The sequence below is a fragment of the Ruminococcus sp. AM43-6 genome, assembly GCF_003461785.1.
GTDB classification, from domain to species: Bacteria; Bacillota; Clostridia; order Oscillospirales; family Ruminococcaceae; genus Hominimerdicola; species Hominimerdicola aceti.
This window is the reverse complement of the sequence record NZ_QTXU01000025.1, coordinates 22,141-34,793: the sequence shown is the minus strand read 5'-3', so window position 1 is coordinate 34,793 and position 12,653 is coordinate 22,141. Positions and strand designations below refer to the sequence as shown.

Sequence of the window (12,653 nt, the reverse complement as noted above, 5' to 3'; positions counted from 1 at the left end):
TTTCGCCTATCGAATTTCTTAATAATAGTGTCCAATATGATTGACAAACCTACATTTTTGAAATTTTTTTGTTCTTTTCTTGCTCAATATTACCGTGTAAAAAAGATCTCTCTGTGATGTTTTATTTATTAACAATATTCTTGAAAGTTTTTATTTTGTTGTCTATATGAACATGCTACCGAAAATTTTCGCAATTTGGAAAACGATTAAGTGAATTGTTTAGTTTATTTGCAACAAATTTAATTAAACAAATGGTATTGGTAATATTGAAAATAGCTTAATAATTTTATCACAAAAATAAAAAAGTCGTTAAAATATTTACGAAAATTCACAAAACAACTTTGACAAATCAAACCAAATGTGGTATAATATCTGAACAAAGGTAGGGTGCAGTGCGTCTAAATGCGACATTATGGAGAAGGTGAGACATTTTGGGAAGAAAACGCATTGGAGTGATATTGTCTGAGGCAGAAAGCTATTATCAGGAAAGATTGCTGAAAGGCGTAATGACAAAGGCTTTTCAGCTTGACTATGATGTGCTTATCTTCACGAGCTTTGTTAAAGAGTCATTCTTAAAAGCAGTGTCTGTTGGAGAAATGCAGATATATGACGCTATAAATTATGATAAGCTCGATGGCGTCACCGTTCTGGCAGATACGTTGAAAATGCCTGGGCTTTTTGACAAAATATGCAGGGATATAGATGAGAAATGTCATGTTCCTGTGGTCTTTATAGATGGAAGCTATAAGGACTATGAAAGTATTTATACCCGTGACGAAATACCTTTTATGCAATTGACAGAACATCTTATCGAGGTCCATGGATGCAGGAAGATACTTTTTTTGAGCGGTCCACTGGAGACTGCCACCACTCGTGAACGGCTTGAAGGCTATAAGCGTGCCCTTGAAAAGCATGGCATAGAGTATGATCAGGATTTTGTCTGCTTTGACGGAGGTTTCTGGTATGATAAAGCGGCAGAGGTGGCAAATAATATCATTTATGGCAGACGTAAAAAACCTGACGCTATCGTTTGCTGCGGTGATTATATGGCCATAGGCGTTGTTCATGAATATCAGAAAAACGGTTTGAGCGTGCCTGAGGATATGATAGTTGCAGGTTATGACGCAATAGACGAGGCTATCCATTGCGTGCCGGCTATAACCTCTTGCTCACCGCCGATCTTTGAAACTGGTGTGAACGCAGTAATGACCATTGAGGCAAGGATCAAAGGTGTTGAACCGCAGGGTCTTATAGAGGACGGCGGCAAGGTGGAGATAGGTGCTTCCTGCGGCTGTCATGAGGATTATAGCTATACAAAGCGTGATCTTTTATCATCTCAGAACAAGATGAATTATCATGACTTTTTGGACAGCAGTATGACCGATATAATGGCTTGCTCTAAAGATCCCGATGATCTGATGGCCAGGATACAATATTTTCTCTATCTTATCATTGGTCAGAAGAGGTATTATCTCTGCCTTAATGAGGATTGCCTTGGAGAGCATGAGATAGTCGGTGAGATATCCGCTGTTCCAAAGGAATATACAGAAAATATGGTGCTTTATATAAGAAACGTTGACGGCAAAAGCAGAACTCTCCATAATCCTTTTGAACTCAAAGAGATATTTCCTGATCTGGATGAAGAGCGTGAAAGCCCTTGTGCATTCTTTATTACTCCGGTACATTTTATAGATCGGTGCTATGGTTATGCTATATTGTCTTACGGTGACGAAATAAAAACGATAGATATCACTTATCGTAATTGGACAAATCATGTAAGCAATGCTCTGGAATCAATGCGGATACAAAACTCCATAGCCAATCTTGCAGTCCGTGACGCTATGACAGGTGTTTATTCGAGAATAGGCATTGAAAAAAATATCCAGTTTGTTATTGACAGAATGTCAGATCCGAAAAATAAGGCTTTTATCGCTGTCTGTGATCTGGACTGCCTTAAAAAGATAAATGATAATTTTGGCCATAACTGCGGTGATATTGCAATAAAAGCGATCGCAGACGCAGTTTTGGCATCAACAAAAAATCATGAAATATGTGCAAGGGTAGGCGGCGATGAGTTTGTGGTGATAGGCTGTAACGACTATAACGACAACTATCCTGAACGATTTTCTGCAAGGGTCAACGACCGGCTTAGGGTATATAACAGGTTTGCAGGTAACGAGTTTGAGGTCAGCGTTAGTATAGGCGGTATTTGTAAACATATAACAGATATCCACGAGCTTGAAGATATGTTTACACAGGCGGATAAGATAATGTACGCAAGTAAATTGGAAAGACATAAAAATAGGAAATAGCAATAGATAAAATATCAGTGAATTACAACGGACGGTCAGTGATCGTCCGTTTTTTGCGTGTAAGAGAGCCGTATCCACTTGACTTATAGGCTCAAATGTAGTATAATGTAAAAGTTAAGGCGGTTTTCTGCCTGTTAGTAAGACGATTTTTTCGGAAAGGAAATGGATAATAAAATGGCTAAAGCTAAAAAAATAACGGCTGCTCTTACTGCCGCATTGCTTTGTACTGCGAGCCTTACCGCTTGCTCGGACACAAGCTATGTAATGACAGTAGGTGACAGCAAGATAAACGCAGGAATCTACATTTATAATGAGCTTACAGAAATGTCATATCAAATGACGATGATGTATTATCAGAAAGGCATCAAAAAGGACTATTTCGATCAGAAGGTAGACGGAAAGGCATTTGACGAGTATCTTTCAGACTATGCTCTCACTGCAACTAAGGAGTATGCGGCTGTAGTTGACAAGTTCAACGAGCTTGGACTTACTCTTTCAGATGAGGATATAAAGTCCATTAATGACAGCATAAGCAGCACATGGGATTCTCAGGGCGAGTTTTACGAGTCAGAGGGTATCTCAAAGGAATCTGTAAAGCTTGCACTCAAAGGCTCGAAAATGAGGGAAGAGCTTTTTGATCACTACTATGCAGAGGGCGGCGAGGAAGCTGTTTCAGACGATGAAATGGTGAAGTATCTTGATGATAACTACCTGAGATATAAATCCATTTCCTTTGCAAAAACTAAAGCATCAACTGATTCTTCATCATCAGCCACCGATTCTTCTACAGACTCAGCAGACGCTGCAAATGAGGAAGCCAAGGCAAAAAGAGATGAGTTCCTTGAAAAGGCTCAGGGAGTTTCATTTGATGATTTTGATAGCATCATAGATGAGTACAACGACTATGTTGCATCAAAGAAAACCTCAGATTCAAGCTCCGCCACTGACAGCGATTCATCAGCCTCAGACAGCAGCACGACTTCTGACGACACGTCTTCTGTAGCAGAGAGCGACACAAGCTCCACAGCTTCCGACGATACATCTTCTGTATCTGACAGCACAGCAGATTCAAGCTCCGCTTCAGACAGCGACTCGTCAACGGACAGCTCATCATCAGAGCCTGACCCATATGCAAATGAGAAAATGATGAACTACGGTGCTATGGACGATTCACAGAAAGACACTACAAACGGCAAGATACTCAAAGAGGTAAGCGGTATGAGCACAGACGTTGCAACTGCTTATGAGGACGATAATGCATATTACATTCTTATCAAGGGCGATATAAAGGGCAGAGATGCAGAATATGCCAAGGACAATCATGAAGATCTTCTAAAAGAAATGAAGAGCGATGAATTTCAGAAGAAATTAACAAGCTGGGTAGAAAAGCTTGACATCAAGGTGAACAACAAGGCAATAAAGCGTTACACGCCGAAAGTGGTCTATGATAAGCAGACAGAGTATTACAGCAAAAACAATAATTCATAGCAGATAAAATTACCGCCGCAACCGAGTTTGGTTGCGGCGGTTTTGTCATATCCGAAATTCACTTATGATACCTAGTATTAGCACTTATCTGAAACGCCCTGTAAATCTGCTCCAAAAGCATTATCCTTGCAAGCTGGTGCGGAAATGTCATTTCCGACATTGACAAGCGAAGGTCAGCTTTCGCCTTTATCTCAGGGGAAATGCCGAATGACGAGCCTATTATGAAATTCACTGTGCTGAATCCGTTCAGACCGCATTCGCTGAGCTTTTTGGACAGCTTTTCACTTGAAAGCTGCTTGCCCTCAATGCACATTGCAATGTTGTATGCACCCTTGATGTCAGTGTAGCCTTTCATGGCTTTTGCTTCGTTTTCAAGCGCCGCCGCTATCTCCTTTTCGGATGGGTTGTCAGATAACCTCGACTCGTTCAGCTCAACTATTTCAAGCTTGCAGAACGCACCAAGCCGCTTTGAGTATTCCGCCGCAGCGTCACGCCAGTATTTTTCTTTCAGCTTTCCAACTGTAATAAGATTTATCCTTATCAAAATGCCACCGCCATTCCGCTGCCCTCAGGCTTTGCTATATGTAAAATATAGTCGCTGTTGCGCTCGTAATCCCCAAGTGCTCCCACAGCCGAGTTTTCAGCCTGCAAAGGCGTGTTGTTTTCCTGACTTAAATGCCCTAAAATAAATTTATATGTACCTGCTGTCATAAGCTTTTTTAGCTGTTCTCCGCAGGCAGAGTTTGAAAGGTGGCCATGGTCTGAAGCGATGCGCCTTTTCAGCTCATATGGATAAGGTCCATTTTTCAACATTGACTCATCATAATTTGACTCCAGCAAAACAAGGTCAGAACCGCTCAGGTGCATATCGACCTCATTTGTAACAGTGCCAAGGTCGGTGCATACGCATACCTGCTTGCCGTCAGGGGTCTTTATCTGATATCCACAGCTTGCAGGGGTATCATGAAATGTGGCAAAACCTTTTACGGCATAATCTCCTATGCAGACTTCATTGCCGTCCACCTCGTTGACATCACAGGCAGGGTCTATTTTGCCGTCAGATACAAGTATCTCAAGATTTGTCTTTTGGGCAAATACAGGGATATGATATTTCTTCGTGAGAACTTTAAGCCCCGAAACATGGTCTGAATGTGTGTGTGTGATAAAAATTCCCTGTATTACAGCAGGGTCGATCTCGTTAGCTTTCAAAGCCTCACAAAGACGTTTGCAGGATACTCCTGCGTCAACAAGTATCCCGCCGTCACTGTTGCCGATAAAAGAGCTGTTGCCCTTGCTTGATGAAAAAAGTGGATATATCCTTGCCATAACTAATTCCTTTCAAAAGTTTTCAGAAGATACTCTGCAACACCGTCTTCTTCATTTGTGCCTGTCACCTGGTCGCAGCATTCAAGCACCTCTTTGCAGGCGTTTTTTACTGCCACTCTTTTATCAGCCGCCTTGAACATAGGCAGATCGTTGGTGTTGTCGCCAAAAGCCGTGACAAAGTCAAAGCCGTAATTCTCACGAAGATACCTCACGCCCTGCTCCTTAGAAGCCACCGAAGAAAACACTTCAAGATACCAAAGCTTGGGGTCATAAACATCATAATAGTATGTGATGTTCAGCTTTTCATTTTCTTTAAGAGCGTCATACAGCGGTACAAGCTTTTCTTTTTCTGCAATAAATGTGAAGTATATCACATTGTCGATGTACTGAGAAAGGTCACTGACCTGCGTGAAGGACTTGTAATATTTCTCTCTGCGTTCGTTGTAAAAGCTCTTCATTGCAGGTGAAATAAGCCTCTCATATCTTGTGGAAAGCTGGTTATCTGAAACCGAGTACATAAAAGGCTCTAAACCAAGTCCTTTTGAAAGACCTATGATAAGACCGCAAAGCTCCCTGGAAAGGCTGTTTATCTTGACGTATTTTTTCTCCGCCATATCATAAATAAGCACGCCGTTCATAAGTATAACGGGAAGCTTCAGGTCAATCCCCGAAAGTATTTTTCCTGCGGAAGCAAGCGTCCTTGCAGTGGCGGCAGTGAAGTTAAGCCCTTTTGCCATGAGCCTGTTCAAAGTGTCTCTTGTGAACTCCGTCACCTCTGCATAGCCGTTAAGCAACGTTCCGTCAAGGTCGGAAATAAAAAGCTCCATATCATGTCCTCTCAAATGCTGTAAAAAACGGCGGCAAATAATATGCCGCCGCAGTGTTATCAATATTTATCAGCCGCTAAGCTCCATTTCGTTAGCGTCAGGCTTGTAAACACGCTGAATGTCAGCTCCAAGCCCTCTGAGCTTCTCATCTATCTTTTCATATCCTCTTTCGATGTAGAAAATATTGTCTATCTCAGTAGTGCCCTCTGCGGCAAGTCCTGCTATCACCATGGCAGCGCCTGCTCTAAGGTCAGTTGCTACAACAGGAGCGCCTTTGAGCTTGCCAACGCCCTGAATAACAGCCACCTTGCCGTCAACAGAAATGTCAGCGCCCATTCTTCTAAGCTCAGCCACATATCTGAATCTGTTGTCAAAAATATCGTCTGTAACGATGCTCGTACCCTCTGCAAGCGTCAGCAGTGTTGAGAACTGCGGTTGCATATCAGTAGGGAAGCCAGGGTGCGGCATAGTTTTTATAGAAGTTTTCATAAGAGGACCGTCCACCCATACATGAACGCTCTCGTCGCTTTCCTCAACGTTTACGCCTACCTTGCGTAGCTTTGCCGTGATAGACTCAAGGTGTTTAGGAATAACATTTGCGATAATAACGTCGCCCTTTGTGGCAGCCGCCGCTACCATATAAGTGCCTGCCTCTATCTGGTCAGGGATAGTCGCATAGGTAACGCCTTTGAGGTAATCAACGCCTCTTATCTTGATAACGTCTGTACCTGCGCCTCTGATATCAGCACCCATTGAGTTAAGGAAGTTCGCAAGGTCAACGATATGAGGCTCTTTCGCCGCATTTTCGATTATAGTAAGCCCCTTTGCCTTTACAGAGGCAAATATTGCATTCATAGTTGCGCCAACTGTAACAAAGTCAAAGTAGATCTGATTGCCCACAAGCTCGTCTGCTGTGACATGATTAGCTCCGTTCACTATCTCGTCAGACGCACCAAGTGCTTTGAAAGCTTTCAAATGCTGATCTATAGGTCTGTCGCCAAGGTCACAGCCGCCCGGCATCGGAACAAAAGCCTCGTGAAATCTTCCAAGCAGTGTGCCAAGAAAATAGCATGACGCTCTCATGGTTCTTGCAAGCTCATATGGCACTTCAGGCTTTTCAATGCCCTTTGTGTCAAAATATATAGTATTTTTATCTAAAAGTCTGACCTCTGCGCCCATTTCACGCAGGATCTTCATGCACTTAGTTATATCGCTTATCTCAGGCACGTTCTCAAGAACGCACGGCTCGTCGCACAGGATAGTTGCCGCAACCAATGCAACAGCAGCGTTTTTTGCACCGCTTATCTGCACAGTACCATGCAGCGGCTTACCTCCATGTATAACAAACTTCTCCAAGTTTACACACTCCTTAACGAGATTGTCGGCTTCTCTCTCTGCCGACGCTCAGATTATTATACCACAGCCACAGGCAAAATAAAAGCAAAAAGCAAGAATTTCAACGATTTGGTTAAAATCATTTAACATACACCCAAGCAATCGTTAAATCTGCCCATATAATGCAGGCTATGGCGGTCTATAAAAAGAACAAATGTTCACATACTCTTAACAATAGAATATTCAACTCTTATATTTTAACACACCCCATTCAAAAAATCAATAGTGAATAAGGATATTTTGATAAATTTTCGACAATTTTTTCGGCTTTTTCGGCGAAAATTACAGCAATGTTACAACTGTACGAAATCTTGTACCTTATTGTAACCTTAGTGTAATATTTAAGTACAAAAAATCAGACACTTGCCGTTTGTCTTGACGAAAAAGAACGGCTGTGGTATACTCATAACAACAGATATACTGTAAAAAGGGGAGTGCGACAGTGGTAAAAAGAAAGAATCTCATATGGGCGGCAGTTTTTGCGGCTGTTATCGCTGCGTGCCTGATATTTATTTTCCTCACAGGTGGAAAGAGCGGAGAAATTTCTGCCGAGATATATGAAAACGGCAAGATAATAAAGACAGTATCTGACCTTTCCCCTGATAAGGAGTATTCCTTTGAGATAAAAACAGAAAACGGCACTAATACCATAACCGTTGGCGAGGGAAGCATTTGGGTGTCTGTCGCAGATTGCTCGAATCAGACCTGTGTTCATGCAGGAAAGATATCCCACGCAGGACAGACCGTCATTTGTGCTCCGCACAAGCTTGTGATAAAAATAGTCGGTGAGACCTCTGCTGACGCTGTGATATAGGGGTGGAAGCATGAAGATATCAGTACAAAAAATTACCCTTATAGGAATTTTTACCGCCTTGTCACTTATCATTTTCATGGTTGAAGCACAGTTTCCTGTTATGCCCATAGGCGGAATGAAGCTTGGGCTTGCCAATATCGTCACAATGGTAGCAATGCTTTTTATCGGCAGAAAAGAGGCAGGCTTGGTGCTTCTCCTGCGAATAGTCCTTGCGGCAGGGCTTTACGGAACTGTGGTGAGCTTTGCGTTCTCACTTACAGGCGGAATTTTAGCGTATCTCGCCATGTACATTGCGGTTTCGAGAGTTGGTGAAAATCAGCTTTGGGTGACATCAGTTTTTGGTGGCTTTTTTCATAATATAGGTCAGCTTTGTGCGGCGGCAGTGATATCAGGCACATGGGCGGTGTTCAGCCTTTTGCCTTATCTCATAATAAGCGGCATTCTCACAGGCACGCTCAATGGTCTTATCCTCCAAAGATTGTGGAAGTCGCCACTTAGAAAATACAGTATAAAAAGATAACAGCGGTGTCAGGGGCATACCTGATGACCGCTGTTTTGTTCTATAGTCAGTTTAGCCAAAAACAGACTTTTCACAAAGTGGCATTTCTACATTTTTGCCTTGTGAGAAATAGGTGAAAACTCAGCGTTTTGCTTGCATTTGACCGAAAAATATGGTATAATTAGTTGTTATAATAGGGTCATTATAGGATAGCGTTGAAATTGAACGGAGGAGTGGATTTGAGAATACTTGGTATCGACCCGGGTTACGCCATTGTGGGATTCGGAGTGCTTGAATACAACAGCGGAAAATTCACTGTTGTTGACTACGGTGCAATAACCACTTCTGCGGATATGGATTTCAACAGACGGCTGAAAGTCATCTATGATGATATGACCGAGATAATAACCACCTATAAGCCTGATGAAATGGGAATAGAAAAGCTTTTTTTCAATACCAATGAAAAGACCGCCATTGACGTTGCACAGGCAAGGGGAGTGACCCTGCTTCCTGCCATAATAAGAAATATTCCCATTTATGAATATACGCCTTTGCAGGTGAAATGCTCCATAGTCGGCTATGGACGTGCCGAGAAAAAGCAGGTGCAGGAAATGACAAAGACCATGCTTCATCTTAAAGCTATCCCAAAGCCTGACGATACAGCGGACGCAGTGGCTATTGCTATAACTCACGGGCTTTCGGTGAACACAAGGCGTGTTATGAAAAATTTTGAGGAGAAATAATATGATATATTCACTTAGCGGAAAGCTCGTCCATACCGAGAGCGACCTTGCCGTAATAGAATGTGCAGGCGTGGGCTATGCCTGCAAAACAACATTTTCTACCTTGCAGCAGATTGCAGGCAAAAGCGAGGTCAAGCTTTACACACATCTTGCCGTAAAGGAGGACGCCGTTGAGCTTTTCGGCTTTGCAACTAAGGAGGAGCTTAAAAGCTTCCGTATGCTCATATCTGTCAGCGGAGTAGGTCCGAAGGCAGGTCTTGCCATACTTTCAGCCTGCACTCCATCACAGTTTGCGCTTGCGGTTGCAACAGGGGATTCAAAGGCTTTCACAAAGATAAAGGGTATCGGTACAAAGATAGCACAAAGGATAGTCCTCGAGCTTAAGGATAAGGTGGCAAAAGAGAATACCATATCCGTCAGAGGAAATGCGGCTCAGGGCTTTGCGGCTGTTCCAAGCGGAGCTGTCGAAGAAGCTGTCACAGCCCTTGTGGTGCTTGGATATACCGAGGGCGAAGCAATGTCAGTGATATCAAAGCTTGACCCGAATTTGAGCGTTGAAGAGCTTATAAAGAAAGCCCTTATCGGACTTGCGAAATTTTGAGAGGAGAACTCCATAAATGATCGAAAAAGGAGATTTTGATATAGACAGGATAGTCACCCCGAAAGAAACTCAGGCGGAAACAACTGACGATTTCGAGGTGAGCCTTAGACCTAAAACACTTGACGAGTATATCGGTCAGGAAAAGGTCAAGGAGAACCTGAAAATATATATACAAGCGGCAAAAAACAGGGGCGACAGCCTTGACCACGTTCTGCTTTACGGCCCGCCTGGTCTGGGCAAGACCACTCTTTCTGCCATAATCGCCCATGAAATGGGAGTGAATATCAGGATAACCTCAGGCCCTGCCATTGAAAAGCCGGGCGACCTTGCGGCTCTTCTCACAAACCTTGAAAAAGGCGACGTGCTTTTTATAGATGAGATACACCGCCTTTCAAGACAGGTGGAGGAAGTTCTTTATCCTGCCCTTGAAGATTATGCCTTGGATATAATCATGGGCAAAGGTCCTGCGGCAAGATCTATAAGAATTGAGCTTAACAAGTTCACTCTTATAGGTGCTACCACAAGAGCAGGCTCGCTTTCTGCACCGCTGAGAGATCGTTTCGGCGTTATCCAGCGTTTGGAGCTTTACAATACAGAACAGCTTTCCGATATCGTCAAGCGTTCTGCAGTTTTGCTTGGCGTGGCTTGTGATGATGACGGTGCAGAGGAGATAGCGAAGCGTTCAAGAGGAACTCCAAGAATAGCAAACCGCTTTTTAAGGCGTGTGCGTGATTTTGCCGAAGTCATGGGTGACGGCAGGATAACCGCAGACATTGCAAAGATAGCCCTTAATAGAATGGACGTTGACAAGCTGGGACTTGACTCTCTCGACAAACGTCTGCTGACTATGATAATAAAAGGCTATGACGGCGGCCCAGTGGGACTTGAAACCCTTGCGGCGGCTATCGGCGAGGAGTCAGTCACCATTGAGGACGTTTGCGAGCCGTATCTTATGCAGCTAGGTTTCCTCTCAAAGACCCCAAGGGGACGTGTGGCGACACAGCTTGCTTACGATCATCTGGGATTTCTCAAGGACGGACAAACGCACCTTTGATTTAGTGAGGAATGCTTAATGGGGAGTGAGGAATGCTTAATGAGGAATGAGGAGTGAGGAGTGAGGAATTAAGGTATCGCCTAGCGGCGATGAATTTCTTGTTCTGTAGGGGCGACCTTTGGTCGCTGTTACCGCACTTTTCTGTCTTTGATAAAAATTGTATAGGATAAATTTAATATGTGTGTTAATATAGAGTTTACATAAATAAAAAATAATATAGAGGTATGACCTCGAAAAGGAGCTAATTATTATGGGAAGATTATTTGGAACTGACGGCGCAAGAGGAGTAGCTATCACAGAGCTTACCTGTGAGCTTGCTATGCAGATAGGCAGAGCTGCCGCAATGGTGCTCACAAAGGAAACAAACCACAAGGCTAAGATAATCATAGGCAAGGATACCCGTATCTCAGGCGACATTCTGGAGTCCGCACTGGTCGCAGGTATCTGCTCAGTCGGCGCAGACGCTCATATACTCGGCGTTGTTCCTACCCCTGCTGTTGCAATGCTTGTAAAGAAATACAACGCAGACGCAGGCGTTATGATATCCGCTTCACACAATTCTGTTGAGTTTAACGGCATAAAGCTTTTCTCTGGCACAGGCTTCAAGCTTTCTGATGAGATAGAAAACGAGATAGAAGCACTTATCCTGGACACACCTGAAAAGATAGAGCTTAAGGACGGCTGTGATATAGGTCACGTTTATTACGAAAAGGACGCAGCTTGGGATTATATCCGCTACGTTATGAAAACAGTTCAGACAGATTTCAACGGTATCCGTGTGGCGCTTGATTGTGCAAACGGCTCAGCTTCCGTGTGCGCACAGAGAATTTTCGAGGGACTTGGGGCAAAGTGCATAATGCTCAACGATAAGCCTGACGGAACGAATATAAATAAGGATTGCGGCTCAACACATATCGAGGGTCTGCAAAAGGCAGTTGTTGATAACCATTGCGATATAGGTCTTGCCTTTGACGGCGACGCTGACAGATGTCTTGCAGTTGACGAAAAGGGCGAGCTTATCGACGGTGACAAGATACTTGCTATCTTCTCAAAATATATGAAGAGCATGGGCATACTCAAAAACAACACCTGCGTTGTTACAGTTATGACAAACCTCGGCTTCTTCAAGTATGCAAAGGCAAACGGTATCGTTGCCGCTACCACAAAGGTTGGCGACAGATACGTTCTTGAAGAAATGCTCAAGGGCGGTTATAATATAGGCGGTGAGCAGTCAGGTCATATCATTCTTCTTGACTATGCAAACACAGGCGACGGTGAGCTGACAGGTACAAAGCTTCTGACAGTCCTCAAATGCACAGGCGAAAAGGCAAGCGAGCTTGCTGCCTGCATGGAGTGCTATCCGCAGGTGCTTGTGAACGTTAAGATAACAGCAGACAAAAAGGGTATGTGGGATAAAGTCCCTGAGATAACAGACGCTATAAAGATGTATTCCGAAAAGCTTGGTGACGAGGGCAGGATACTTGTCCGTGAGTCAGGCACAGAGCCTCTCGTTCGTGTTATGATAGAGGGCAAGAGAACAGGCATAATCACAGAATATGCACACAAGATAGCGGAGCTTATCGAAAAAATGTAA

Annotated in this window: 12 protein-coding genes; 8 read left to right on the top strand and 4 right to left on the bottom strand. The window is 43.5% G+C overall.

Annotation, left to right across the window (positions count from 1 at the left end; translation table 11 throughout):
• Positions 1 to 431 precede the first annotated feature (431 nt).
• Both DW938_RS11885 and DW938_RS11880 read left to right on the top strand, forming a co-directional pair.
• The gene (locus DW938_RS11885; protein ID WP_118125068.1) at positions 432 to 2,312 is read left to right on the top strand and encodes a GGDEF domain-containing protein; all 1,881 of its coding nucleotides are present in this window, start codon (positions 432 to 434) and stop codon (positions 2,310 to 2,312) included.
• Between the two features lie 174 nt (positions 2,313 to 2,486).
• A complete protein-coding gene (locus DW938_RS11880; RefSeq protein WP_118125066.1) occupies positions 2,487 to 3,800 on the top strand; it encodes a hypothetical protein in 1,314 nt (437 codons plus the stop codon).
• Positions 3,801 to 3,858: 58 nt separating this feature from the next.
• Here DW938_RS11880 and rlmH read toward each other — a convergent pair whose 3' ends face one another.
• The 4 genes from rlmH to DW938_RS11860 form a co-directional block, all read right to left on the bottom strand.
• Entirely contained in the window at positions 3,859 to 4,344 is a 486-nt protein-coding gene (gene rlmH, locus DW938_RS11875; RefSeq protein ID WP_118125064.1) for a 23S rRNA (pseudouridine(1915)-N(3))-methyltransferase RlmH, read from the bottom strand.
• Positions 4,341 to 5,126, bottom strand: coding sequence for an MBL fold metallo-hydrolase (locus DW938_RS11870; RefSeq protein ID WP_117926926.1), 786 nt, complete (start codon positions 5,124 to 5,126; stop codon positions 4,341 to 4,343). Before DW938_RS11870 ends, rlmH begins: the two co-directional genes overlap by 4 nt.
• Positions 5,127 to 5,128: 2 nt before the next feature.
• Positions 5,129 to 5,953: an HAD family hydrolase gene (locus DW938_RS11865; RefSeq protein ID WP_118125062.1), complete on the bottom strand. Its 825-nt coding sequence runs from the start codon at positions 5,951 to 5,953 to the stop codon at positions 5,129 to 5,131.
• A 69-nt stretch (positions 5,954 to 6,022) separates the two neighbouring features.
• On the bottom strand, positions 6,023 to 7,309 hold the full coding sequence (locus tag DW938_RS11860; RefSeq protein ID WP_118125060.1) for a UDP-N-acetylglucosamine 1-carboxyvinyltransferase: 1,287 nt from the start codon (positions 7,307 to 7,309) through the stop codon (positions 6,023 to 6,025).
• 481 nt (positions 7,310 to 7,790) lie between these two features.
• Here DW938_RS11860 and DW938_RS11855 point away from each other — a divergent pair, with 481 nt between their 5' ends.
• The 6 genes from DW938_RS11855 to glmM all read left to right on the top strand — a co-directional run bounded on the left by DW938_RS11855 (position 7,791) and on the right by glmM (position 12,653).
• A complete protein-coding gene (locus DW938_RS11855) occupies positions 7,791 to 8,162 on the top strand; it encodes a NusG domain II-containing protein (protein WP_181984443.1) in 372 nt (123 codons plus the stop codon).
• Positions 8,163 to 8,172: 10 nt separating this feature from the next.
• Positions 8,173 to 8,682 carry a Gx transporter family protein gene (locus DW938_RS11850; protein ID WP_118125056.1) on the top strand — a complete coding sequence of 170 codons (510 nt, stop codon included), beginning with the start codon at positions 8,173 to 8,175 and terminating at the stop codon, positions 8,680 to 8,682.
• Between the two features lie 218 nt (positions 8,683 to 8,900).
• The gene (gene ruvC / locus DW938_RS11845) at positions 8,901 to 9,404 is read left to right on the top strand and encodes a crossover junction endodeoxyribonuclease RuvC (RefSeq protein WP_117896728.1); all 504 of its coding nucleotides are present in this window, start codon (positions 8,901 to 8,903) and stop codon (positions 9,402 to 9,404) included.
• A 1-nt stretch (position 9,405) separates the two neighbouring features.
• On the top strand, positions 9,406 to 10,005 hold the full coding sequence (ruvA, locus tag DW938_RS11840; protein WP_117863186.1) for a Holliday junction branch migration protein RuvA: 600 nt from the start codon (positions 9,406 to 9,408) through the stop codon (positions 10,003 to 10,005).
• Between the two features lie 16 nt (positions 10,006 to 10,021).
• Entirely contained in the window at positions 10,022 to 11,059 is a 1,038-nt protein-coding gene (gene ruvB / locus DW938_RS11835; RefSeq protein ID WP_117856641.1) for a Holliday junction branch migration DNA helicase RuvB, read from the top strand.
• A gap of 250 nt (positions 11,060 to 11,309) precedes the next feature.
• Positions 11,310 to 12,653: a phosphoglucosamine mutase gene (gene glmM, locus DW938_RS11830; RefSeq protein WP_118125054.1), complete on the top strand. Its 1,344-nt coding sequence runs from the start codon at positions 11,310 to 11,312 to the stop codon at positions 12,651 to 12,653.